The organism is Rhizobacter sp. P2_D12, assembly GCF_056404395.1.
Genome location: NZ_JBFUEB010000043.1, coordinates 1 through 23027, shown reverse-complemented (window position 1 = coordinate 23027; position 23027 = coordinate 1). Strand labels below are relative to the sequence as shown.

The window sequence follows — 23027 nt, the reverse complement described above, 5'->3', positions numbered from 1 at the left end:
CTACGAGCCTGATCTCTGCGGGGTTCGGCCGCTCAGACCCTGGCAAGGAAGGCCGCCGCATCACCCGCTTCGCACTTCCAGTCTGCGAAAACCCCGACCAGATTGCATTCCACGCAGCGGCAGGCGATGTAGTACCAACGCACGTCATGTGTGCCCTCGTACACGGAGACGCCGGACATCAGCTCGAACACCTCGTTCTCGCACACGCACTCGTGCGTCTCTGGCGCGGCTTCTTCCATGTAGTCCGCGCTGTCGCCCATCGGGTGCTCTTGCCCGCAGTCGGCGCAGGTGCGGATTGCGACGCCGGCTTCTTCATCGGTCCGCAGCGCGAAGGCCCGGCACCCGCAATCGCATTTGGACGCAGCAAACCGGACGGCTTCATGGCGATTCGCAACGCTGTAGCTGCGCAGCTCTGCTTGGGTGTCGCCGGACGTCGTCCCGTACCAGAATTCGCCTTTCTTCGTCAGTGCCATTGATGCTGCTCCATTCTTCAAGGTGGGCTTCCGGCAGGCCTGACGTCAGGCTCGCCCCTGAGCTGGATTTTGCCTGGAGGCCCGGTGAATCGTCGCCAAGGGCCCGGTTCGGGAGGGGGCGCCGACAAGAGCAGCGGACATCCTGCAATGCCAATCTTGGAGCCTGCAGCCACCCGGCCCCTCCGATTCGAACGGCACCCATCAGTCCGGAGAGGAAGTACGGCTTCGCAGCGGTCGGCGTCATGCAATGCTTCGGCTGCGAATCTCTGCAGACGGCCAACTACAGTCGTTCGCGACCGTCTCCTTTGGAGCAACTGCCCTAACAGTCGGGGGCGGCCCCGCTGATCCGAAGCGATGCTGCTGAGTAAGGGCGGCATGATGATCGTTCGTAGAGTCACCGGTATCGCAATGGCATCGCCCCGCGCGTGCTGGTCTCATGGACTACGGTAGATGACCACCTTCAGACATATCCAACAGGCGCCAAGGATGCCCAACACCGACGTGCACGCAACGACGCTATTTCTCCTCGTCGGCCTTCATCCACGAGACGTTCTTCGCAGCCGTCTGTTCATCGCGTCTCCGAATGATGCGATCGACCTCGTAGAGCCGGCGCGCCGCAGGTAGCGAGGCGCGGGCTAACGCGACGAAGACCACAAACGCGCCGCCAAGTGCGACGACGCCGCCGATGGACCGATGCCCGCTGATCACGACGCCGAGCAACCCCAGCATCGCGCCAATTGCGAGGACAAACATCAGCCATACGTTGGCCGCCGCACCGTTGGTTCCGAAAAACGGTTTCGACCAGCGTGTAGGCATGTAGAACCTGAACATTTCAAACATGCAGTCCCCGGCATCGTTACCTGTCAGTTTATGCTCGCCGCCCCGTTTACGAGCCGCCGGTCGCCGGCTCCGTTGCCGTCAACGGACGACCGCTTGCGCCGCGACGGACGAACGAGCACGGCCGGCCACAAGCCGTCCTTCGGCAGCACCTGTTCCCGGGTAACGCTGTGAGAGGCTACGATGCAACAAGCAGCGTCGCGGAGCAGGCGTTTTCGGGCCCGGGCGACGGGCGGCAGGTGTCAACACTGGCCGCCACCGACCAGACGTCCGCGCAATCGGAAAGGCAGATAAATTCCGTCTGCGGGGCGACTCGCACGCGCTCAGCCTCTTGAGCCAAACGTAAGACTTCATGACGGATCTTCGCTTCACAATTGCCCGTTGGATCGCAGTACCGGCAGCCATTTTTTTCGCCGCCAGTTGGCTGCTCTTGCCCTCACGCCTACAACTCTCCAAAGCAGTAGAGACGACCGCCCTCGCTACTCGATCAAGATTAAAGGGCGTGGATTACCTCTTTCTACAAACCCCTGCCTTTGGTGAAGTCCGGGTGCAGTGCATTGAGGCGCCAAAGCTCTGCGAGTTGCCCATTCCGCGTAAGGGCGCGCTACTTCGTGTGTGGCTGCAAGATGTCGGCCTCTTGGGTGGGCGTTGGATCGTCGCCGCTGAGTTTGACGGAGAAACAGTCGCCTCCCAAGAGTCGCAGGCGCCTGTTTTCCGCACCGCGAAGGTCATGTGGGGCCTGGGCTCTCTCATCGGTCTCGGCATAGCGTTCATCCTCTGGCACTTTGCCCCGTTCAAGGCGCTTGACCCGCGGGAGACCTAACCTTGCCATCAGGAGGATCTGGCGGCGGCTGGCAGCTTTGCGGCTTTGAAAACGAGGCGTCGAACGACGGCAACGGGTCGACAGCTCCGCTTCGCAGTTCGTGAGAGCAGACGTTCCACAGAGCTTGGTCGAGGAGCTTCTCTAGCCTCAGCTGCGTCAAGTGCCTCTTCGGGTCGCCGCCCTGTCGTCCGCACCTCGCAACGTCTGCTCCGTCGCAACGTGCGGGCGCTCGACGATTCCGACCGATCGTCAGCAATCGCCGCACGGCTGACACTCGCGGCCAATGCTCGATAGGCGGGACGGAGCTGGCTTGGGGCCCGGCTTTCACGCGGTGTGCACCGATGACTCAAAATCGCCGCGAGGAAGGTCTGAACGAGAGATTTATTTCTCACAGAGACGTATGAGAGTGCGCCGAAATTACGCCAAACCAGCTGTAAGCAAGCATCTGTGCGGTCTTCCGACTCCGACCCGAGGCACCAGAACCCCTTTCTGGTCTGTGCCGCAGTGCGCAGCCGGAATCGCGGATGCCCCGCTGCAGCAATTCGCCTTGACACCATACCGACTGGTTGGTATTGTCTTGTACCGACCAATCGGTATGGAGCGCAAGATGATGGAACTCACCGAAGGCCCCAAGCGAAAGCTGCTCGACGCGGCCTTGCGCGTGATCCGGGTTCAGGGGTACGCGGGCAGTTCGGTCGATGACATCTGCCGCGAAGCCGGCGTCACCAAGGGCAGCTTCTTCCACCACTTCAAGGGCAAGGACGATCTGGCCGTCGCCGCCACCGAGCACTGGACGGGCGTCACCGGCAACCTCTTCGAAAGTGCCCCGTTCCGCAGCGTGGCCGATCCACGCGAACGCGTGCTGGCCTACATCGACTTCCGCGCGTCGCTGATCCAGGGTGACCTGCCGGACTTCACCTGCCTGCTGGGCACGATGGTGCAAGAGACCTACAGCACGCATCCCGACATCCGCGATGCCTGCAACCGCGCCATCCTCTTCCACGCCCGGACCGTTGCAGCCGACCTGTCCGAGGCCAAGCGCTTGCATGCCCCGAAGGCGAAGTGGGAGCCGCTGGATGTCGCGCTCTTCGCGCAAGCCGCCCTCCAGGGTGCCTTCATTCTTGCCAAGGCCCAGCACGATGCCGCCGCGGCCCGCCGCGCCATCGCGCACCTGCGCCAGTACGTGGCGTCGTTGCTTCCGGGCCCGGCCCAAGAGAGCATCACCCGTTCCCGTCCATCGACCTCGGCTGCACGGCGCCGTCGCGCCTGAGCCTTCATCCCCAAGGAGACTTCCATGCAAAAGCTGACGCCCTGCCTCTGGTTCAACTTCAACGCCGACGCGGCCGTCGAGTACTACCTCTCCATCTTCAAGAAGGGCGAGGTGCTCGAGGTCACGCACTACGGCGACGCCGTGCCCACGCTCAAGGGCAAGGTGCTGACGCTGCGCTTCGTCATCGAGGGGCAGGAGTTCCTGGCCCTGAACGCCGGTCCGCAGTTTCCGTTCACCGAGGCGATCTCGATCTGCGTGGACTGTGCCGACCAGGCCGAGGTCGACCGCCTGTGGGCGCGCCTGAGCGAAGGCGGTTCCACCGGCCAGTGCGGCTGGCTGAAGGACAAGTTCGGTCTCTCGTGGCAGATCGTGCCACGGGCCATGATGGACATGCTCAAGAGCTCCGATGCCGCCAAGGCACAGCGCGCGATGGCCGCGATGATGCAAATGACCCGGCTCGACATCGCGGCGCTGCAAGCCGCCTTCGACGGCAAGTAGGAGTCTGCAGTGGCTGAACTCAAGGTCCTGATGACAGGCATCGTCTTCGGCGAGCAGCCGCGCTGGCACGAGGACCGCCTGTGGTTCTCCGACTGGGGCTCGCGCGAGGTCATCGCGGTCGACCTGCATGGCAACAGCGAAATCGTGCTGCGGGCGCCCTCGTTCCCGTGCTGCGTCGACTGGCTGCCGGATGGGCGTTTGCTCCTCGTTTCGGCGCGGGACGGTCTTCTGCTGCGCAAGGAAGCGGATGGCACGCTGGTGACCCATGGCGACGTGAGCAAGGTCTCCCGGCTTCCAGCGGGAAACGAACTGGTCGTGGACGGCCGGGGCAACGCCTACGTCAACGGCATCGGCTTCGATCTCATGGCCGGCGAGCCGTTCGCTCCTGGATTCATCACCCTGGTCAGCCCCGATGGATCGGCTCGCCTGGTGGCGGATGGCCTCGCCTTTCCGAACGGCATGCTCGTCACGCCCGACAACGCGACGCTGATCGTCGCCGAGTCCTACGCGAATCGACTCTCTGCCTTCGACATCGGCGCGGATGGCAGCCTGTCCGGGCGGCGGGTGTGGGCGGATCTTGGCGACGGCGTCCCGGACGGCATCTGTCTCGATGCGGACGGTGCCGTCTGGTACGCGGACGTCCCCCACAAGCGTTGCGTGCGTGTTCGGGAAGGCGGTGAGGTGCTGCAGAGGGTCGAGATTGATCGCGGCTGCTTCGCCTGCGCACTCGGCGGCGCGGACAGGCAGACCTTGTTCATCATGGCGACCGCCTGGAACGGTCCCGACGGCATGTTCGCCGAGCCCCGCACGGGTCAAGTCCTCAGCATCAAGGCTCCGGCACCCGGTGTCGGCTGGCCTTAGGGCGAAGGTCCGGTGGCGCTCCACTCTCAGAAGACCTTGCCATGACCCAAGTTCAAACAGGCACGCCTGCGTCGGAGTTCGAGGTCGATGCCGGCCAGGTTCGCCGCCTGCTCATGGCGCAGCATCCCGACTTGTCCGCACTGCCGATCTCTCCACTGGATGCGGGCTGGGACAACGCCATGTTCCGCCTGGGCACTCGCTGGACCGTGCGCCTGCCACGGCGGGCCGCCGCCGCCGCCTTGATTGCACGCGAGCAGCGCTGGCTTCCTGCGCTGGCGGCAGCGCTGCCCATTGCCATCCCCGCACCGGTGCGGATCGGGCACCCCGGCGAAGGCTACCCCTGGAACTGGAGCGTGCTGCCATGGCTTCCCGGCATCACGGCCGACCTCATGCCGCCCGATGAAGGCCAGGCCGGACGACTGGCCGATTTCCTGCGATCCCTGCATGTCGCGGCGCCTGCCGACGCGCCCGCAAGCCAGGTGCGGGGCGTGCCGCTGGCACAGCGTGCCGCCGTGGTCGAAGAGCGCCTGCGGCGGCTCGAATCGCGAACATCGGTCGTGACGCCGGCCGTGTGGCGCGCATGGAACTGCGCGCTCGAGGCGCGCTGGGACGGGACGTCGACATGGCTGCACGGCGACCTGCACGCGCGGAACGTGCTTGTCGACCACGGCTCGATCAGCGGCATCGTCGATTGGGGAGACCTCACGTCAGGCGACAAGGCGACCGACCTGGCGGCGATCTGGATGGTGTTGCCAAGCCCGAAGAGCCGCGAGATGGCCCAGGCCGCCTACCCGGACACCTCCGATGCCCTGTGGGCGAGGGCGCGCGGATGGGCGGTTCTGTTGGGCGCGCTCCTGCTCGAAACAGGACTGGAGAACCACCCGAGGCACGCACGCATGGGTGAGTTGACGCTGGATCGGATTTCGGCGGCGTAGGCACCGAGCCCGTCGCCGCGCTCAGCGCTGCCGGATCGCCGCCAGCGCCTCGAGCATGTGCCGCGTGGCGGGTTCCGGCCTGCCGGCCCGGTGCGCCAGCCCCAGCGGGCGCCACAGGCGCGGCGTGAGCACCGAGGTCACGATGCGTGCATCGAGCGCGGCCGCGCCTTCCTCGAGCGGCAGCAGCGCGGCGCCATACCCGGCGGCCACCAGGCTCTTGATCGCGTCGTTGAAGTTCAGCTCGATGCGCGCCTGCGGCTGTGCGCCGGCAGCGGCGAACCAGTCCGCCGTCATGCGGTGCAGGCGGGTGCTGGCGTCGTTGGCGATCAACGGGCGGGCCGCGAGCCACGCCGGCGTGACCGTGCGCGGCACCTTCCAGGCCCGCGGCAGGAAGGCCATCACCGGGTCGCGGCGCCACGGCACGATCTGCAGGCCCCGGACGGCGGCCTGCGGCAGCGCGACGAGGCCGATGTCGAGCGTGCCTTCCTGCACGCGCGACAAGGCCTCCTGCGACGTGAGCACCGCGACCTGCACGTCGATGCCGGGATGGTCGCGACCCATCGCATCGAGCGCCTGCGGCAGCAGCCAGGCCAGCGCGCCGGTGGAGGCCCCCAGCCGCACGCGGCCGGCACGGCCCTCGACCTGGTGCGCCACTTCGTCGAGCGCCGCATCGACATCGGCGAGCAGGCGGCGGGCGCGCTCGACCAGCCCCTGGCCGATGCCGGTGGGCACCACGCGCTGGCGCTGCCGCAGCAGCAGCGCGGCCCCGAGGCGCGACTCCAGTTCGGCCACGTGCAGGCTGACGGTCGGCGCAGCCAGGTGCAGGCTGCGCGCCGCGGCCGCGAACGAGCCGAGCTCGGCGATCGTCACCAGCGTGCGCAGCTGGTCGAGATTGAGTTGTCGCATAAGCGTTCAGTTTTGATGAACGATAGGTTCATGACATTCAACTTTACCAATCCTCAACCGCGCCGCAAGCTTCGCGCCTCACCACAGGAGCACTCCCATGAGCGCGAGCGTTTTCATCGACGGCGACCAGGGCACCACCGGCCTGCAGATCCTGGCGCGACTGGCCGGCCGGCGCGACATCACCCTCGTCACGCTGCCCGAGGCGCAGCGCAAGGACACGGCCGCGCGCGCCGCGGCCATCAACGACTGCGACGTGGCCGTGCTGTGCCTGCCCGACGAGGCCGCGCGCCAGGCGGTGGCCAGCATCCGCAATCCGCGCGTGCGCGTCATCGATGCGTCGTCGGCGCACCGCACCGAGGCGGACTGGGCCTACGGCTTTCCCGAGATGTCGCCGCGGCAGTCCGCGCACATCGCCGAGGCACGGCGCGTCAGCAACCCGGGCTGCTACCCCACCGGGGCCGTCGCGCTGCTGCGCCCGCTGGTCGATGCAGGCTGCCTGCGCGCCGACGCAGCGCTGAGCATCCATGCCGTCTCGGGCTACTCCGGACGCGGACGCGAAGGCATCGAGGCCCATGAAGGCCCGGGTGCCGCGGCGGCCTTGCCGTTCCAGACCTATGGCCTGGGGCTGCGGCACAAGCACGTGCCGGAGATCCAGCGGCATGCGGGCTTGCAGGGCCGGCCGTTCTTCGTGCCGTCGTACGGCAATTTCCGGCAGGGCATCGCGCTGGCCATCCCGCTGCACGCCGCGATGCTGCAGCGGCCGATGCCGGCGCAGGCGCTGCGCGACCTGCTGGCCGAACGCTACCGCGGGCAGCGCCATGTGCAGGTGCTGGATGCCGATCGCAGCGCCGCGCTGACCGGGCTGGACCCGCAGGCACTGAATGGCAGCAACGACCTGCAGCTGGCGGTGTTCGGCAGCGACAGCCACGACCAGGTGCTGCTGAGCGCCGTCTTCGACAACCTCGGCAAGGGTGCGTCGGGCGCTGCCGTGCAGAACCTGGCGCTGATGCTGGAGCTTCCGGCATGAACACGTCGCCGATGAACACGTCGCTGATGGACATCACGGCGCGGCCCGAGCTGCTGTTCGTGCGCGGCGAGGGCAGCTGGCTGTGGGACGACCGCGGCCGGCGCTACCTCGACTTCGTGCAGGGCTGGGCGGTCAACACGCTGGGCCATGCGCCGGCCTGCATCCGCGACGCGCTGGCGCGGCAGTCCGCCCTGCTGCTCACGCCGAGCCCGGCTTTCCACAATGCGCCCGCGCTCGCGCTGGCCGACCTGCTGTGCCGGCACGGCGAGTTCGACCAGGTGTTCTTCACCAACAGCGGCGCCGAGGCCAACGAAGGGGCCATCAAGCTGGCGCGCAAGTGGGGGCAGCTGCACAAGGCGGGCGCCCACGAGATCATCACGTTCCGCGACGCCTTCCACGGCCGCACGCTGGCCACGATGTCCGCGTCGGGCAAGCCGGGCTGGGACCGCATGTTCGCGCCGCAGGTGGCCGGCTTTCCCAAGGCGCAGCTCAACGACCTGGCCTCGGTGCAGGCGCTGGTCGGCAGCGACACCGTGGCCATCCTGCTCGAGCCGGTGCAAGGCGAGAGCGGCGTGCATGCCGCCACGCCGGCCTTCCTGCAGGGCCTGCGCGAGCTGTGCGACCGGCACGGGCTGCTGCTGATCTTCGACGAGGTGCAGACCGGCATCGGCCGCCTGGGCCACCTGTTCGGCCACCAGCACTTCGGCGTCGCGCCCGACATCATGACGCTGGCCAAGGGCCTGGGCGGCGGCGTGCCGATCGGTGCGCTGCTGGCCCGGCAGCCGGCCTGCGTGTTCGCGCACGGCGACCAGGGCGGCACCTTCAACGGCAACCCGCTGATGTGCGCGGTCGGCCTGTCGGTCCTGCAGGCGGTGCTGGCCGACGGCTTCCTGGCGCGGGTGCGCGCCACCGGCGAGCACCTGGGCGATCGGCTGCAGCAACTGTCCGCGCGCCACGGCCTGGGCGAGATGCGCGGCGTCGGCTTGCTGCGCGCTCTCGACCTCGGCCGGCCGGTGGCTGCCGCCGTGGTCGCCCATGCCCGCGAGCAGCTGGTGCTGGAAGGACCCGCCGGCCACACCGGGCTGCTGCTCAATGCGCCGCGACCCTCCGTGCTGCGCTTCATGCCGGCGCTCACCGTCACGCCGGCGGAGGTGGACCTGATGGTCGAGGGCCTGGCGGCCTGCCTGGACGCGATCTGACTCCCGCGCCGAGCGTCCGCGCCCGAATCTATATACCGATTTGATGCGCTGATCCCTACGCTCCCGGACATCCGAATCACCTTCGTGAGGAGTCCATGGACTTTCTGTTTCTGGGAGCCGTCGCCCTGATGTTCATCGCCATCGTCGGCATGCTCATCGGCTGCGACAAGTTGGGAGCACGCCCATGAGCTGGCTGTATGGGCTCGCAGGCATGGCCTCGCTCGGCCTGCTCGTGTACCTCGTCTACGCGCTGCTGCGGGCGGAGGAATTCTGATGAACACCCAGGCATGGATCCAGCTGGCGGTCTACCTGACCGTCCTCGCGCTGCTGGCCTGGCCGCTGGGCCGCTGGCTGGTCGCGGTGGCCGAAGGGCGCTTCCCGCGCTGGCTCGGCCCGGTCGAGACCGTCGAGCGCGGCCTGTACCGCCTGGCCGGCGTCGACGCGTCGGCCGGCATGGGCTGGCGCCAGTACACGCTCGCGCTGGTCGTCTTCAACCTGCTGGGCGTGCTGGCGGTGTATGCGCTGCAGCGCCTGCAAGGCGTGCTGCCGCTCAACCCGCAGGGGATGGCTGCCGTCAGCGCCGACTCGTCGTTCAACACAGCCATCAGCTTCGTCACCAACACCAACTGGCAGGGCTACGCCGGTGAAGCGACGATGAGCTACCTGACCCAGATGCTGGCGCTGACGGTGCAGAACTTCTTCTCGGCGGCCACCGGCATCGTCGTCGTGATCGCGCTGGTGCGCGGCTTCGTCGCGCGGTCGTCGGCGTCGATCGGCAACTTCTGGGTCGACGTCACCCGCGTCACGGCCTACGTGCTGCTGCCGCTGTCGCTGGTGTTCGCGATCTTCCTGGTCGGCCAGGGCGTGATCCAGAACTTCGACGCCTACAAGGACGTGAGCACGCTGGAGACCACGAACTACCAGCAGCCGAAGAACGGCCCGGACGGCCAGCCGCTGAAGGATGCCAAGGGCAACCCGGTGATGGAAGACCTGAAGACCGACAAGCAGACGCTGGCCATGGGCCCGGTCGCCTCGCAGGAGGCGATCAAGATGCTCGGCACCAACGGCGGCGGCTTCTTCAACGCCAACTCGGCGCACCCGTACGAGAACCCGACGCCGCTGGCCAACTTCCTGCAGATGCTGTCGATCTTCCTGATCCCGGCCGCGCTGGTGTTCATGTTCGGCCGCATGGTGGGCGACATGCGCCAGGGCTGGGCGGTGCTGGCCGCGATGACGGCGATCTTCGTCGTCTCGGTGATCGTCGTGACGGCGCAGGAGCAGCAGGGCAACCCGCTGCTGGCCTCGATGGGCGTCGACCAGGTCGCCAGCGCCACGCAGCCGGGCGGCAACATGGAAGGCAAGGAGGCGCGCTTCGGCATCGCCGCCACCGGCCTGTTCGCCGCCATCACCACCGCCGCCTCGTGCGGCGCCGTGAACGCGATGCACGACTCGTTCACGCCGCTGGGCGGCATGGTGCCGCTGGTGCTGATGCAGCTGGGCGAGGTGGTGTTCGGCGGCGTCGGCACCGGGCTGTACAGCATGCTGGTCTTCGCGATCCTGGCGGTGTTCATCGCCGGGCTGATGATCGGCCGCACGCCGGAATACCTGGGCAAGAAGATCGAGACCTACGAGATGAAGATGACGTCGATCGCCATCCTCGTCACGCCGATCCTGGTGCTGGCCGGTGCTGCCATCGCCGTGCTGGCCGATGCCGGCAAGGCCGGCATCGCCAACCCGGGCGCGCACGGCTTCTCCGAGATCCTGTACGCCTTCACGTCGGCCGCCAACAACAACGGCAGCGCGTTCGCGGGCCTGTCGGCCAACACGCCGTTCTACAACACCTGGCTTGCCATCGCGATGTGGTTCGGCCGTTTCGGCGTGATCGTGCCGGTGCTGGCGATCGCCGGTTCGCTGGCCGCGAAGAAGCGCCTGGCCGTCACCGCCGGCACGCTGCCCACGCACGGGCCGCTGTTCGTCTCGCTGCTGATCGGCAGCGTGCTGCTGGTCGGCCTGCTCAATTACGTGCCGGCGCTGGCCCTGGGGCCGGTGGTCGAGCACCTCATGTTGTGGGCCCCGAAGTGAGCCACGACAGGACACCCTCATGACAACCGTCAAATCCTTTTCATTGTTCGACCCGGCGCTGGTCAGGCCGGCCATCGCCGCCGCCTTCGGCAAGCTCGATCCGCGGGTGCAGTGGCGCAACCCGGTGATGTTCGTCGTCTACGTCGGCAGCATCATCACGACGCTGCTGTGGGTGCAGGCGCTCGGCGGCCAGGGCGAGGCCCCGCAGGGCTTCATCCTCGCCGTGGCGCTGTGGCTGTGGTTCACCGTGCTGTTCGCCAACTTTGCCGAGGCGCTGGCCGAAGGCCGCAGCAAGGCCCAGGCCTCGTCGCTGCGCGGCATGAAGCGCAAGGTCATCGCCAAGAAGCTGGAGCAGCCGCGCCACGGCTCCTCCTGGCACCCGATGGGGGCTGAAGAACTGCGCAAGGGCGCGGTCGTGCTGGTCGAAGCCGGCGACGTGATCCCGCTCGACGGCGAGGTGATCGAAGGCGTGGCCTCGGTCGACGAGAGCGCCATCACGGGCGAGTCGGCCCCGGTGATCCGCGAATCCGGCGGCGACTTCGCCTCGGTCACCGGCGGCACGCGCGTGCTGTCCGACTGGCTGGTGGTGCGCATCGGCGTCAACCCCGGCGAATCGTTCCTCGACCGCATGATCGCGATGGTCGAAGGCGCCAAGCGCCAGAAGACGCCGAACGAGATCGCGCTGACCATCCTGCTGGTCGCGCTGACCATCGTGTTCCTGGTCGTCACCGTGACGCTGCTGCCGTTCTCGATGTTCAGCGTCGAGGCCGCCAAGCTCGGCACGCCGGTCACCATCACGACGCTGATCGCGCTGCTGGTGTGCCTGATCCCGACCACCATCGGGGCGCTGCTGTCGGCCATCGGCGTGGCCGGCATGAGCCGCATGATGGGCGCCAACGTGATCGCCACCTCGGGCCGCGCGGTCGAGGCGGCCGGCGACGTCGACGTGCTGCTGCTCGACAAGACCGGCACCATCACGCTCGGCAACCGCCAGGCGTCGGCCTTCGTGCCGGCCAAGGGCATCACCGAACAGGTGCTGGCCGACGTGGCGCAGTTCGCGTCGATGGCCGACGAGACGCCGGAAGGCCGCAGCATCACCGTGCTGGCCAAGCAGAAGTTCAACCTGCGCGAGCGCGACCTGACGAGCCACAAGGTGCAGTTCGTCGCGTTCACGGCGCAGACGCRCATGAGCGGCGTCGACATCGACAACGGCGACGGCACGCTGCGCCAGCTGCGCAAGGGCGCCGGCGAGGCGATCCGCAAGCATGTCGAGGCGCTCGGCGGCAGCTTCCCGGCCGACGTGCAGGCCGCCACCGACGACGTCGCCCGCAAGGGCAGCACGCCGCTGGTGGTGTCCGACGGCGCCCGCGTGCTCGGCGTCGTCGAGCTGAAGGACATCGTCAAGGGCGGCATCAAGGAGCGCTTCGCCGAGCTGCGCCGCATGGGCATCAAGACGGTGATGATCACCGGCGACAACCGGCTCACCGCCGCGGCCATCGCGGCCGAGGCCGGCGTCGACGACTTCCTGGCCGAGGCGACGCCCGAGGCGAAGCTGAAGATGATCCGCGACCACCAGGCCGACGGCCGGCTGGTCGCGATGACCGGCGACGGCACCAACGACGCCCCGGCGCTGGCGCAGGCCGACGTCGCGGTGGCGATGAACACCGGCACGCAGGCCGCCAAGGAGGCCGGCAACATGGTCGACCTGGACAGCAACCCGACCAAGCTGCTGGAGATCGTCGAGACCGGCAAGCAGCTGCTGATGACGCGCGGCTCGCTGACGACCTTCTCGATCGCCAACGACGTGGCCAAGTACTTCGCCATCATCCCGGCCGCCTTCGCGAGCACCTATCCGCAGCTCGCCGCACTGGACGTGATGCGCCTGACCAGCCCGTCGTCGGCCATCCTGTCGGCGGTGATCTTCAACGCGATCGTGATCGTGTTCCTGATCCCGCTGGCGCTCAAGGGTGTCAAGTACCGCGCGATCGGCGCCGCCGCGCTGCTGCGCCGCAATGTCTTCATCTACGGCGTCGGCGGCCTGGTCGTGCCGTTCATCGGCATCAAGCTGATCGACCTGCTGCTGACCGTGCTGCACCTCGTGTGAACCTCATCAAGGAATCGACACCATGACCTCCATCGTCCGTCCGGCCCTTGTCGTGTTCGCGGTGCTGACCGCGCTGACCGGCGCTGCCTACCCGCTCGTCGTGACCGGCATCGGCCGCGTGGCCTTCCCCGAAGAGGCCGCCGGCAGCCTGGTCACGCGCGACGGCAAGCCGGTCGGCTCGGCGCTGATCGGCCAGAACTTCAGCGACACCAAGTACTTCTGGGGCCGCCCGTCGGCGACCGGCCCGATGCCGAACAACGCGGCGGCCTCCGGCGGCTCCAACCAGGGCCCGCTGAACCCGGCGCTGGCCGATGCGGTCAAGGGCCGCATCGAGGCGCTGCGCGCCGCCGATCCCGGCAACAGCGCGCCGGTGCCGGTCGACCTGGTCACCGCATCGGGCAGCGGGCTCGATCCCGAGCTCAGCGTCGCGGGCGTGCAGTTCCAGGCGGCGCGCATCGCGCGGGTGCGCGGCCTGTCGGCCAGGCAGGTGCAGGACCTGATCGAGCAGAACACGCAGGGGCGCTGGCTCGGCTTCCTCGGCGAACCGCGCGTCAACGTGCTGCGGCTGAACCTCGCGCTCGACGCGACCCGGTCCTGAGGCACGGGATCCGCTATAACCCTGCGTCGACACGCGCCTCGGGATCCCAGTGAAAGACAACGAAACCCGCCAGGGCCTGGGCCTGCTGACGCTCGGTGCGCTGGGTGTCGTCTACGGCGACATCGGCACCAGCCCGCTGTACACGATGAAGGAGGTGTTCCATCCGGCCAACGGCGTGCCGCTGGACGCGCCGGACGTGATCGGCGCGGTGTCGGTGATCTTCTGGGCGCTGATGGTGGTGGTGACGCTGAAGTACGTGATCCTGATCCTGCGCGCCGACAACCGGGGCGAGGGCGGCATCATGGCGCTGACCGCCCTCGCGGCCGGCGGCACACCCGGCCGGCGCACGCTGCTGCTGCTGACCGGCGTGCTCGGGGCCGCGCTGTTCTACGGCGACAGCGTGATCACGCCGGCGATCTCGGTGCTCGGCGCGGTCGAAGGGCTGGAGGCGATCACGCCGACGCTGAAGCCCTACGTGCTGCCGATCTCGGTGGCCATCATCGTCGGCCTGTTCATGGCCCAGCGGTTCGGCACCGAGGCGGTCGGCAAGCTGTTCGGGCCGGTCATCACCGTGTGGTTCGCGGTGCTGGCACTCGTCGGGGTCGTGCAGATCGTGCAGCAGCCGGCCATCCTGGCGGCGCTGAACCCGCTGGAGGCCGTCGCCTTCCTGCACCAGCGCGGCTGGCACCTGTTCCTCGTCATGGGGTCGATCGTGCTCGCACTCACCGGGGCCGAGGCCTTGTACGCCGACATGGGCCACTTCGGCGCGCGCCCGATCCGCCTCGCGTGGACCGGCCTGGTGCTGCCGGCGCTGGCGCTCAACTACATGGGCCAGGGCGCGCTGCTGATGCGCGATGCGTCTGCGCTGGAGAGTCCGTTCTACCGCCTGTTCCCGCAGGCCTGGCTGATCCCGGCGGTGCTGCTGGCCACCGCGGCGTCGGTGATCGCATCGCAGGCGGTGATCTCGGGTGCCTACTCGATGACCAAGCAGGCGATCCAGCTCGGGCTGTTGCCGCGCATGCGCGTGCTGAACACGTCCGAGAAGGAAGCGGGCCAGATCTACGTGCCCACCGTCAACTGGATCGTGATGGTGGCGGTGCTGCTGGCCACGATCGGCTTCGGCAGTTCGTCGGCGCTGGCCTCGGCCTATGGCATCGCCGTCACGGTGACGATGTTCATCACGACGCTGCTGACCTTCTTCGTCGTGCGCTACGTCTGGCGCTACTCGCTGGCGGTCGCGCTGGCCGCCACCGCGGCCTTCCTGGTGGTGGACGCAGTGCTGGTGGTCTCGTGCTCGCTGAAGATCCTGCAGGGCGGCTGGTTCCCGCTGGTGATGGGCGCGGCGATCTTCGCGGTCATGGCCACGTGGAAGCGCGGTCGCGAGCTGCTGATCGAGCACATCCGCAGCGACGACCCCGAACTGCTGCCGTTCATCGGCGCGCTCGCCCGCGACAGCGGCGCGCACCGCACGCYGCGCACCGCCGTCTACGCGGTGGCCAACCCCGACACCGTGCCGCAGGCGCTGATGCACAACCTGAAGCACTACCAGGTGTTGCACGAGCAGAACGTGATCCTGACGGTGCGCTTCGAGGAGGTGCCGCGCGTGGCCGACGCCGAGCGCATCGAGCTGATGCCGCTGGTCGAGGGCTTCTGGCGCGTCCAGGTGAGCTACGGCTTCATGGACGAGCCCGACATCCCGAAGGCGCTGGCCCATTGCGCGCTGCAGGGGCTGTCGATCGAGCCCGGCGCGACCTCGTATTTCCTGAGCCGCGAGATCGTCGTGCCGACCCGGGGCGCCGGCATGGCGCATTGGCGCGAGGCATTGTTTGCCGCGATGTCGCGCAATGCCGGCAGCGTGGCCGACTTCTTCAAGCTGCCGCACAACTGCGTGGTCGAGCTGGGAACGCGCGTGCAGATCTAGCCGGCGCATAGACTAGGGCGCTTGATCCAACCCCGTCCAAGATCGCCGACATGAACGAACTGAAAGGCCTGTCCTATGCCGAGTTGCGCGCTCTGCTGGAGAAAACCGAGGCCGCGCTGGCCGAGAAGCGCACCGAGGAACTGAAAGTGCTGGCCGACGGCTATGCCAAGAAGCTGCAGATGGGCGGCTTCGCCATTGCCGAGGGGATCGAGGCGTTGAAGCCGTACCTGCCGGCCAAGACGGCAAAGCCGTCGGCGGCGAAGTACGCGAATCCCGCCAACCCGGCCCAGACCTGGGGCGGGATGGGCAAGCCGCCGCAGTGGTTCAAGGAGCAACTCGCGAGCGGCCGCACGCGCGAGGAGCTGCAGGTTCCCTGAGCACCCTCGGCGGCCGCCGGCGGATCAGAAGCCCAGGCGCTTCAGGTCGATGGGCAGGAAGTCCTGGCCGCTGCGGTTCTTCACGCTCGGCAGTGCCGACACGCGCTCGCGCCACTGCCTCAGCGCCTGGTGCTCGGAGGGCACACCGAGCCCGGCGGCGTCCGCGAACATCAGGCCGGCGAGCAGCGTGATGTCGGCCATCGAGAAGCTGTCGCCGGCGACGAAGGCCTGGTCCGCCAGCACGCCGTTGAAGTAGCGCATGCCGGCCACGGCCTTCGCGCCTTCGCGCCGGCCCATCTCGGCGCGGCCGGGCCAGTCGGGGCTCTTGTAGGCCTGCAGGGCGGTGCCCAGCCCGGGCGTCGCATGGTGGAAATACAGGCCCACGGGATCGAGGACCTGCGCCTCGGCGCGCCGCTGCATCATGTGGATCAGCGCCTTCTCGCGCGGGGTGCGGCCGGTCAGCGTCGGCCGGCCGTCCAGGTTGTCGAGGTACTCGGTGATGGCGGTGCACTCCGAGATCAGCGTGCCGTCGTCCAGCTCGAGCACGGGCAGCACGCCCGACGGGTTCTTGGCCAGGAAGGCCGGCTGCTTGTGCTCGGCGGCGATCAGGTCGACCGGGACGAACTCGACCTGCGAGTCGAGTCCCTTCTCGGCCAGCACGATGCGGATGCGGGAGGGGTTGGGGAAACCGGGGCGGTCATGGATCTTCATGGATGGAGTCTGGTTGATGATTTACCTATCGACCGATAGGTAAGTGATGCACTGTAGATGAGGCGGTTGAATTCGTCAATCTGATCTATCGATAGGTAGTGTGTTACATTGCCGTGATGAGCACCGAGACGCGCGACATCCTCTTGCAAGCGGCCCGTTCCGCGGTCCAGGCCCATGGCTACAACGCCTTGAGTTTTCGCGAACTGGCGAAGGAGGTCGGCATCAAGAGCGCGAGCGTGCACTACCACTTCCCGACCAAGGGCGACCTGGCGGCGGCCCTGGCTCGCCAGTACGCGGACGAGGCCGCGACGTTCCTGGACGAGTTGCGTGCATCGACGCAGGACCACGCACAGCTCGTCGCGGGCTATACGGCGGCGTTTCGCAAGGCGCTGGAGAACGACAACCGGATGTGCCTGTGCGGGATCATGACGGCCGAGTACGACGACCTGCCGGCCGCGGTGCGCGTGGAGGTCGACCGTTTCACGTCGGTGAACACGCGCTGGCTGGCCGACATGCTGGGCCGGCGGCGACCGCAGGAAAGCCTCCAGGCCTTGGAGTCGCAGGCGCTGGCCGTCTTCGCGGCCATCGAAGGCGCCCAGTTGATCGCGCGCGGGCGCGAGGACGTGGGGACCTTCGACCGCATCATCGCGGCCTACGTGGCGGCTGGGTTGTTCGGCTGAGGCGTCCCGGCGGCGGCGTCAGCCGTCGATGGCGCCGCGGGCGGTGTTCGGCCGCACGCCACACGTGGCCGGAGCCTGGATCAAGGGATCGGTGTCAGCACGAACGCATGCTGCTGCCCGCCGATCGTGCCGGTGCCGGCGACCTGGCCGGCGTCGTTCAGGAGCACCTTGTCGGCGTTGATGTTCGACAGGCCCGGAACCACGGTGTTCAGGTTGACCATCACGCCGTTGGCATGGAAGAAGGGTTGCTTCACGCCGCTGGCCAGCGTCGAGTTGCCCACCACCTGGCCGAGCGCATTGATGGCCGTCGCGATGCTCGTGGTGCCGCCCAGCGTGCCCAGGTCCACCATCGTCGTGCCGTCATGCAGGAAGGCGTGCGTCTGGTTGCTCGCCGTCCGCGCGGAGCCGACGACGTGGCCATGCCGGTTGATCGCCTTGCCGAGGCTGCTGCTGCCGCCCAGCGTGCCGAGATCGACCATGCCTTGCGGGCCGATCAGGAACGCGTGGCCGATGCCGGCGCTGGTGGCGCTGCTGCCGGTGACCTGTCCGGCATCGTTGACCGCGAATGCGTTGCAGAAGCTGCCGCCCAGCGTGCCCGGGTCGACCAGGCCGACGCCGGTGGACAGGAAGCAGCGCGACTTGCCCGCGGCGTCGTAGGCCGACCCGACCACCAATCCCGCCTGGTTGATGGCGTAGGCCTGGCTGTAGTCGCCGCCGTACGTGCCCAGGTCGACCATGCCCGAGGCCGTGGCCAGGAAGGCGTGGTCCTTGCCGTCCGCCCGCCGGGAGTAGCCGGCGAACTGGCCGCCGTCGTTGATCGCCGCGACGATCGCGAAGCTGCCGCCCAGCGTGCCGACGTCGACCACGCCGGACGGCGACAGCAGCGCGGTGTCGGTGCGGCTTCCGTCGGCACTCAAGACGCTGCCTGCGGCCACGCCGCCGGCATTGACGGCGAGGGCCCGGCCGAGCCCCGCGCTCAGCACGGTCGGAACGCCGGCCGTCCAGATCACGGCGCGCGGCGAACCGTCGGCCGCCTCGGCGTAGCCGACGACCTGGCCCGCGTTGTTGATGGCGTCCGCGACGCTGGAAGCGCCTCCCACGGGGCCCAGGTCGGTCAGCGTCCAGCCCGCGGCCAGCGCCGACGTGGTCAGCAGCGACACCAGGCCRCCCGCGGCAACGCGCAGCAGATTCATCGTCTTCATCGAACTCCTCCCGTGGAAGCCTTGACGGCGGGAACGCATTCTCGACGCCGCGCACCCCAGGCACCCACGCGTCAATGGGATTGCCTTTTCGCCCCCGGTGTGAACCAGGCGAGCCAGCGGGGCTGCCAGGCCAAAGCCAGCGCCACCAGCAGCGCGGACGCGGCCAGCGACATCACCCACACCAGCACCGCCATCGTCGCGTGGTCGGCGAGCAGGCAGGCGCCGAACGACACGGCCAGCGCCGCGCCACCCAGCAGCCGCAAGCCGATCGCGGTGCGCCGGGCCGGGCCGGCGGCGGTGCCGCGCACCTGTTGCCAGTGCACCTCCATCGCCAGCGCCAGCCAGGCGATGCCGCCCAGGCTGCACGACAACGCCAGCGTCAGCAGCAGGCCTTCATGCATTCGCGATCTCCGCTGCGTCCGTTGCCGAGGTGCCTGCGACGGTCGAGCCTGCGCGGCGGCGCAGCGCGACGGCGGTGACCGCGGCGACGGTTCCCGCGACCAGCAGTGCGAGGTCGAAGCCCGCCACCGGCCAGTAGTGCGCGCTGAGCGTCTTGATCAGGTGATCACCGGTCGTGACCCAGTTCAGCGCCACCGCGGCGAAGGCGAGCACCGCCACGGCCGTGCATTGCTCGGCCCATGCCGGCGACAGCCGAGCCTCGCGCACCGGCGCGCTGCGCCACAGCGCGTGCGCTGCCGCGAGCAGCCAGGCGGCCCAGAAGGCGGCCTTCTCCCAGTCGGCGCGCTGCGCCAGCTCGGCCGGCAGCAGCCGGTTGGCAACCAGCATCGACAGCGTGGCGACCAGCATGCCGGTGACCGTCGCGACCGCCACCGCGTCCGCCCAGCGCGCCCCGCCGACGCCCGCCTTGGCATGCTGGCGCTTGCGCTTCTCGACGAAGAAGACGAAGCCGGTGGCGATGCAGACGCAGCCCGACAGCCCGCCGAAGACGTAGAACCAGCGCAACAGCCAGTGTTCGAAATGCTGCAGGTGCAGGCCGGTGAGGAAGTCGTTGATGCCGGCCACGCTGCTGGGGGCGGGTTCTTCGAGCAGCACGCGGCCGGTGGTGCCCTCGAAGTGGATGGGCTGGCCGACCAGCGTCACGCGGTCACTGCCGGCGCGGTACAGCGTGACGTAGCTGTTGCGGTCGCCGACGTGGTTGACGAACAGGTAGCCGACCTCGCCGGGCATGCCGCGCGCGGCCCAGCGCCGCTTCGCCTCGACCACCATCGCGTCGACCGAGGCGAGCGGCGCCTGCACGCCGGCCGGCTTGAACGGCAGGCCCTTGGCGTTGGCCTCGGCCATGGCCGCAGCCTGCGCCTGCGGCTTCAGCAGCGTCCCGGACACCGGCAGGTAGATGCTGGCGAACACCGTCAGCCCGGTCAGCGCGAACATGAAGTGGAACGGCAGCGCGACCACGCCGGTCAGGTTGTGCAGGTCGAGCGTGCTGCGCTGCACGTGCTTGCGCGGCCGGAAGGTGAAGAACTCGCGAAAGATGCGCCGGTGGATCACGACGCCCGACACCAGTGCCGCCAGCATCACCAGCGCCGCCAGGCCGACGATCCAGTAGCCCAGGTCCTTCCAGGTCAGGTTCAGCCCGTAGTGCATCGGGTAGAAGAAGTCGCTGCCGATCTTCAGCCGGTCATCGGGCAGCAGCCGGCCGGTGCGCGGGTCGACCGTCGCATGGCCGTGCACGTGGTCGTCGGGGTCGTCCGGGTTGTTCGGCACCGCGTACTCGGTGTACAGCGCGAGCACCGGGTCGCGGTGCGTCGTGTAGGCGCCCCAGTTCATCGGTGCCAGCGTGTCGGGCAGCGGCCCGCGCACGCGCTGGCGCGCGGCGGCCAGTTCATCCGCCTGCGGCCCCAGCCGCCCGAAGATCGGCGCGAGCATCGTGTCGAACGACGGCATCGGCTGCGGCGCAAAGCGCGTCTCGGGGATGGCCCAGCGGTCGATCTCGCGGTCGAACACCGACAGCGAGCCGAAGAAGAACACGACGATCAGCACGTAGCCGAGCACCAGCCCGAACCAGGTGTGCAGCCAGGTCATCGACAGGCGGAAGGTGGGGAACATGGGCGGCTCCGGTCAGGCGGCGGGCAGGCGGGCCAGCCACCAGCCGAGCGTGGTCATCGCGCCCCCGCCGCCGAGCAGCACGGCCCACACGCGCGTCGCGCTCGCCGCCGCGAACGACCAGCAGAACGCGGCGAGGAACACCAGGAAGGCCAGCAGGTAGAGCAGCGTCTGCGCATCGGCGTACGGCATGCCGGCGGCCAGCAACAGCGCAATGCCCAGCACCACGAAGCCCCAGGTGAAGGACCAGCCGCCGAGCACGCTGGCGGCGACGCGCGAAACGATCTGGAGCTGGCGCCGGGTCATGGGATGTAATGATGAGAATGATTCTCAACATTATCCACCACCTTTCTGCCTTTCTCTGCTGCGAAAGAAGGGAGCCGCCTCGCGCAGCGAAAACGAAAAAGGGCTGCCGAAGCAGCCCTTTCGAGGTTGGCGAGGTGCCAGGACTTACATGTCCATGCCCATGCCGCCCATGCCGCCCATCCCGCCGCCGGGCATGCCGCCGGCCGGTGCGTCTTCCTTCGGCGCTTCGGCGATCATCGCCTCGGTCGTCAGCATCAGCGAGGCCACCGACGCGGCGTTCTGCAGCGCGGTGCGGGTCACCTTGGTCGGATCCAGGATGCCCATCTCGATCATGTCGCCGTAGGTGTCGTTGGCTGCATTGAAGCCGTAGTTGCCCTTGCCGTTCAGCACGGCATTGACGACCACGCTGGCTTCGCCGCCGGCGTTGTAGACGATCTCGCGCAGCGGCGCTTCGATCGCGCGCAGCACCAGCTTGATGCCGGCTTCCTGGTCGGGGTTGTCGCCCTTGATGGCGCCGGCCGATTGCTTGGCGCGCAGCAGCGCGACGCCGCCACCGGCCACGATGCCTTCTTCGACGGCGGCACGGGTGGCGTGCAGCGCATCTTCGACGCGGGCCTTCTTTTCCTTCATCTCGACTTCGGTGGCCGCGCCGACCTTGATCACGGCAACACCGCCGGCCAGCTTGGCCACGCGCTCTTGCAGCTTCTCGCGGTCGTAGTCGCTGGTGGCTTCCTCGATCTGCACGCGCACTTGCTTGACGCGCGCCTCGATGTCGGCACCGGCACCGGCGCCGTCGATGATGGTGGTGTTTTCCTTGCCCACTTCGACGCGCTTGGCCTGGCCCAGGTCAGCCAGCGTGACCTTCTCCAGCGTCAGGCCGACTTCCTCGGCGATGACCTTGCCGCCGGTCAGGATGGCGATGTCTTCCAGCATGGCCTTGCGGCGATCGCCGAAGCCCGGGGCCTTGACGGCGACGACCTTCAGGATGCCGCGGATCGTGTTGACCACCAGGGTCGCCAGCGCTTCGCCTTCGACTTCTTCGGCGATGATCAGCAGCGGACGGCCGGCCTTGGCCACTTGCTCCAGCACCGGCAGCAGGTCGCGGATGTTGCTGATCTTCTTGTCGAACAGCAGGATGAACGGGTTGTCCAGCAACGCCGACTGCTTGTCGGGGTTGTTGATGAAGTACGGCGACAGGTAGCCGCGGTCGAACTGCATGCCTTCGACGACTTCGAGTTCGCTCTCGAGCGACTTGCCGTCTTCGACGGTGATGACGCCTTCCTTGCCGACCTTGTCCATCGCGTCGGCGATGATCTTGCCGATGGTCTCGTCGCTGTTGGCCGAGATCGAGCCGACTTGCGCGATTTCCTTCGACGTGGTGGTGGCCTTCGAGGCCTTCTTCAGCTGCTCGACCAGGGCCGTGACGGCCTTGTCGATGCCGCGCTTCAGGTCCATCGGGTTCATGCCGGCGGCCACGTACTTCATGCCTTCGCGGATGATGGCCTGGGCCAGCACGGTGGCGGTGGTGGTGCCGTCACCGGCGATGTCGCTGGTCTTGGAAGCGACTTCCTTGACCATCTGCGCGCCCATGTTCTGGAGCTTGTCCTTCAGCTCGATTTCCTTGGCCACGGACACACCGTCCTTGGTCACGGTGGGGGCGCCGAACGAGCGCTCGAGGACCACGTTGCGACCCTTGGGGCCCAGGGTGACCTTGACCGCGTTGGCCAGGATGTTCACACCCTCGACCATGCGGGCGCGGGCTTCACCGCCGAAGACGACGTCTTTTGCTGCCATGTTGATTCTCCGAATTGCTTGAGTGGGACGGGGGTCAGGCTTCGATCACGGCGAAGAGGTCTTCCTCGCGCATGACCAGCAGTTCCTTGCCATCGACCTTGACGGTCTGGCCGCTGTACTTGCCGAACAGCACGCGGTCGCCGACCTTGACGTTCAGGGCCACGAAATCGCCCTTGTCGTTGCGCTTGCCCGGGCCGATCGCCAGCACGATGCCTTGCTCGGGCTTCTCGGTGGCGGCGTCGGGGATCACGATGCCGGAAGCGGTCTTGGTTTCAGCTTCAACGCGCTCGACGACGACGCGGTCGTGCAACGGACGAAATTTCATAGCATCTCCTTGATGTCTCAGAAAATGGAAATGG

Annotated in this window: 24 protein-coding genes; 14 read left to right on the top strand and 10 right to left on the bottom strand. The window is 68.0% G+C overall.

Annotation, left to right across the window (positions count from 1 at the left end; all coding sequences use genetic code 11):
• Positions 1–32: 32 nt before the first annotated feature.
• The gene (locus tag AC1DYN_RS16020; RefSeq protein WP_477961228.1) at positions 33–473 is read right to left on the bottom strand and encodes a hypothetical protein; all 441 of its coding nucleotides are present in this window, start codon (positions 471–473) and stop codon (positions 33–35) included.
• Positions 474–989: 516 nt separating this feature from the next.
• Positions 990–1313, bottom strand: coding sequence for a hypothetical protein (locus AC1DYN_RS16015; RefSeq protein ID WP_477961226.1), 324 nt, complete (start codon positions 1311–1313; stop codon positions 990–992).
• Positions 1314–1662: 349 nt separating this feature from the next.
• On the opposite strand from AC1DYN_RS16015, the gene AC1DYN_RS16010 reads away from it, so the two are divergent.
• From AC1DYN_RS16010 to AC1DYN_RS15990, 5 genes are all read left to right on the top strand, one after another.
• Positions 1663–2133, top strand: coding sequence for a hypothetical protein (locus tag AC1DYN_RS16010; protein WP_477961224.1), 471 nt, complete (start codon positions 1663–1665; stop codon positions 2131–2133).
• Between the two features lie 610 nt (positions 2134–2743).
• A complete protein-coding gene (locus tag AC1DYN_RS16005; RefSeq protein ID WP_477961223.1) occupies positions 2744–3403 on the top strand; it encodes a TetR/AcrR family transcriptional regulator in 660 nt (219 codons plus the stop codon).
• Between the two features lie 24 nt (positions 3404–3427).
• Entirely contained in the window at positions 3428–3901 is a 474-nt protein-coding gene (locus AC1DYN_RS16000; protein WP_477961220.1) for a VOC family protein, read from the top strand.
• A 9-nt stretch (positions 3902–3910) separates the two neighbouring features.
• Positions 3911–4762, top strand: coding sequence for an SMP-30/gluconolactonase/LRE family protein (locus AC1DYN_RS15995; protein ID WP_477961218.1), 852 nt, complete (start codon positions 3911–3913; stop codon positions 4760–4762).
• Between the two features lie 41 nt (positions 4763–4803).
• Positions 4804–5697, top strand: coding sequence for a phosphotransferase (locus AC1DYN_RS15990; protein ID WP_477961216.1), 894 nt, complete (start codon positions 4804–4806; stop codon positions 5695–5697).
• A 21-nt stretch (positions 5698–5718) separates the two neighbouring features.
• On the opposite strand, the gene AC1DYN_RS15985 is transcribed toward AC1DYN_RS15990, so the two are convergent.
• A complete protein-coding gene (locus AC1DYN_RS15985; RefSeq protein WP_477961214.1) occupies positions 5719–6603 on the bottom strand; it encodes a LysR family transcriptional regulator in 885 nt (294 codons plus the stop codon).
• 97 nt (positions 6604–6700) lie between these two features.
• Between AC1DYN_RS15985 and argC the strand changes: the two genes are divergently transcribed.
• The 8 genes from argC (at position 6701) to AC1DYN_RS15945 (ending at position 15911) form a co-directional block, all read left to right on the top strand.
• Positions 6701–7630: an N-acetyl-gamma-glutamyl-phosphate reductase gene (argC, locus tag AC1DYN_RS15980; RefSeq protein WP_477961212.1), complete on the top strand. Its 930-nt coding sequence runs from the start codon at positions 6701–6703 to the stop codon at positions 7628–7630.
• Positions 7627–8829 carry an acetylornithine transaminase gene (locus AC1DYN_RS15975; protein WP_477961210.1) on the top strand — a complete coding sequence of 401 codons (1203 nt, stop codon included), beginning with the start codon at positions 7627–7629 and terminating at the stop codon, positions 8827–8829. Before argC ends, AC1DYN_RS15975 begins: the two co-directional genes overlap by 4 nt.
• Before the next feature lie 184 nt (positions 8830–9013).
• The gene (kdpF, locus tag AC1DYN_RS15970; RefSeq protein WP_477961208.1) at positions 9014–9103 is read left to right on the top strand and encodes a K(+)-transporting ATPase subunit F; all 90 of its coding nucleotides are present in this window, start codon (positions 9014–9016) and stop codon (positions 9101–9103) included.
• Complete coding sequence (gene kdpA, locus AC1DYN_RS15965; RefSeq protein ID WP_477961206.1) at positions 9103–10911, top strand: potassium-transporting ATPase subunit KdpA; 1809 nt, start codon at positions 9103–9105, stop codon at positions 10909–10911. Before kdpF ends, kdpA begins: the two co-directional genes overlap by 1 nt.
• Positions 10912–10930: 19 nt before the next feature.
• Positions 10931–13015: a potassium-transporting ATPase subunit KdpB gene (gene kdpB, locus AC1DYN_RS15960; RefSeq protein ID WP_477961204.1), complete on the top strand. Its 2085-nt coding sequence runs from the start codon at positions 10931–10933 to the stop codon at positions 13013–13015.
• A gap of 22 nt (positions 13016–13037) precedes the next feature.
• A complete protein-coding gene (kdpC, locus tag AC1DYN_RS15955; RefSeq protein WP_477961202.1) occupies positions 13038–13613 on the top strand; it encodes a potassium-transporting ATPase subunit KdpC in 576 nt (191 codons plus the stop codon).
• A gap of 49 nt (positions 13614–13662) precedes the next feature.
• On the top strand, positions 13663–15534 hold the full coding sequence (locus AC1DYN_RS15950; protein ID WP_477961200.1) for a potassium transporter Kup: 1872 nt from the start codon (positions 13663–13665) through the stop codon (positions 15532–15534).
• Between the two features lie 50 nt (positions 15535–15584).
• A complete protein-coding gene (locus AC1DYN_RS15945) occupies positions 15585–15911 on the top strand; it encodes an H-NS histone family protein (RefSeq protein WP_477961198.1) in 327 nt (108 codons plus the stop codon).
• 24 nt (positions 15912–15935) lie between these two features.
• Here the strand turns inward: AC1DYN_RS15945 and AC1DYN_RS15940 are convergent, their stop codons facing one another.
• Positions 15936–16622: a glutathione S-transferase family protein gene (locus tag AC1DYN_RS15940; protein ID WP_477961196.1), complete on the bottom strand. Its 687-nt coding sequence runs from the start codon at positions 16620–16622 to the stop codon at positions 15936–15938.
• Positions 16623–16738: 116 nt separating this feature from the next.
• On the opposite strand from AC1DYN_RS15940, the gene AC1DYN_RS15935 reads away from it, so the two are divergent.
• A complete protein-coding gene (locus tag AC1DYN_RS15935; protein ID WP_477961194.1) occupies positions 16739–17302 on the top strand; it encodes a TetR/AcrR family transcriptional regulator in 564 nt (187 codons plus the stop codon).
• A gap of 80 nt (positions 17303–17382) precedes the next feature.
• Here AC1DYN_RS15935 and AC1DYN_RS15930 read toward each other — a convergent pair whose 3' ends face one another.
• The 6 genes from AC1DYN_RS15930 to AC1DYN_RS15905 form a co-directional block, all read right to left on the bottom strand.
• Positions 17383–18504, bottom strand: a complete 1122-nt coding sequence (locus AC1DYN_RS15930; protein ID WP_477961192.1) for a hypothetical protein — start codon at positions 18502–18504, stop codon at positions 17383–17385.
• A gap of 71 nt (positions 18505–18575) precedes the next feature.
• The gene (locus AC1DYN_RS15925) at positions 18576–18905 is read right to left on the bottom strand and encodes a DUF3325 domain-containing protein (RefSeq protein WP_477961190.1); all 330 of its coding nucleotides are present in this window, start codon (positions 18903–18905) and stop codon (positions 18576–18578) included.
• Entirely contained in the window at positions 18898–20571 is a 1674-nt protein-coding gene (locus tag AC1DYN_RS15920) for a PepSY-associated TM helix domain-containing protein (RefSeq protein ID WP_477961188.1), read from the bottom strand. Before AC1DYN_RS15920 ends, AC1DYN_RS15925 begins: the two co-directional genes overlap by 8 nt.
• Positions 20572–20583: 12 nt before the next feature.
• Entirely contained in the window at positions 20584–20874 is a 291-nt protein-coding gene (locus tag AC1DYN_RS15915) for an iron uptake protein (RefSeq protein ID WP_477961186.1), read from the bottom strand.
• Positions 20875–21018: 144 nt separating this feature from the next.
• Entirely contained in the window at positions 21019–22668 is a 1650-nt protein-coding gene (groL, locus tag AC1DYN_RS15910) for a chaperonin GroEL (RefSeq protein WP_477961184.1), read from the bottom strand.
• Positions 22669–22702: 34 nt separating this feature from the next.
• Positions 22703–22993, bottom strand: a complete 291-nt coding sequence (locus AC1DYN_RS15905; RefSeq protein ID WP_169672443.1) for a co-chaperone GroES — start codon at positions 22991–22993, stop codon at positions 22703–22705.
• Positions 22994–23027 lie beyond the last annotated feature (34 nt).

Coding starts and splice junctions, on each gene's coding strand:
- AC1DYN_RS15985 (WP_477961214.1), bottom strand. CDS start 6,603: ATGCGACAACTCAATCTCGACCAGCTGCGCACGCTGGTGACGATCGCC.
- AC1DYN_RS16005 (WP_477961223.1), top strand. CDS start 2,744: ATGGAACTCACCGAAGGCCCCAAGCGAAAGCTGCTCGACGCGGCCTTG.
- AC1DYN_RS16020 (WP_477961228.1), bottom strand. CDS start 473: ATGGCACTGACGAAGAAAGGCGAATTCTGGTACGGGACGACGTCCGGC.
- argC (WP_477961212.1), top strand. CDS start 6,701: ATGAGCGCGAGCGTTTTCATCGACGGCGACCAGGGCACCACCGGCCTG.
- AC1DYN_RS15915 (WP_477961186.1), bottom strand. CDS start 20,874: ATGACCCGGCGCCAGCTCCAGATCGTTTCGCGCGTCGCCGCCAGCGTG.
- AC1DYN_RS16015 (WP_477961226.1), bottom strand. CDS start 1,313: ATGTTTGAAATGTTCAGGTTCTACATGCCTACACGCTGGTCGAAACCG.
- AC1DYN_RS15990 (WP_477961216.1), top strand. CDS start 4,804: ATGACCCAAGTTCAAACAGGCACGCCTGCGTCGGAGTTCGAGGTCGAT.
- AC1DYN_RS15940 (WP_477961196.1), bottom strand. CDS start 16,622: ATGAAGATCCATGACCGCCCCGGTTTCCCCAACCCCTCCCGCATCCGC.
- AC1DYN_RS15935 (WP_477961194.1), top strand. CDS start 16,739: ATGAGCACCGAGACGCGCGACATCCTCTTGCAAGCGGCCCGTTCCGCG.
- kdpA (WP_477961206.1), top strand. CDS start 9,103: ATGAACACCCAGGCATGGATCCAGCTGGCGGTCTACCTGACCGTCCTC.
- AC1DYN_RS15975 (WP_477961210.1), top strand. CDS start 7,627: ATGAACACGTCGCCGATGAACACGTCGCTGATGGACATCACGGCGCGG.
- kdpC (WP_477961202.1), top strand. CDS start 13,038: ATGACCTCCATCGTCCGTCCGGCCCTTGTCGTGTTCGCGGTGCTGACC.
- AC1DYN_RS15945 (WP_477961198.1), top strand. CDS start 15,585: ATGAACGAACTGAAAGGCCTGTCCTATGCCGAGTTGCGCGCTCTGCTG.
- AC1DYN_RS16000 (WP_477961220.1), top strand. CDS start 3,428: ATGCAAAAGCTGACGCCCTGCCTCTGGTTCAACTTCAACGCCGACGCG.
- AC1DYN_RS15925 (WP_477961190.1), bottom strand. CDS start 18,905: ATGCATGAAGGCCTGCTGCTGACGCTGGCGTTGTCGTGCAGCCTGGGC.
- kdpF (WP_477961208.1), top strand. CDS start 9,014: ATGAGCTGGCTGTATGGGCTCGCAGGCATGGCCTCGCTCGGCCTGCTC.
- AC1DYN_RS16010 (WP_477961224.1), top strand. CDS start 1,663: ATGACGGATCTTCGCTTCACAATTGCCCGTTGGATCGCAGTACCGGCA.
- AC1DYN_RS15905 (WP_169672443.1), bottom strand. CDS start 22,993: ATGAAATTTCGTCCGTTGCACGACCGCGTCGTCGTCGAGCGCGTTGAA.
- groL (WP_477961184.1), bottom strand. CDS start 22,668: ATGGCAGCAAAAGACGTCGTCTTCGGCGGTGAAGCCCGCGCCCGCATG.
- AC1DYN_RS15920 (WP_477961188.1), bottom strand. CDS start 20,571: ATGTTCCCCACCTTCCGCCTGTCGATGACCTGGCTGCACACCTGGTTC.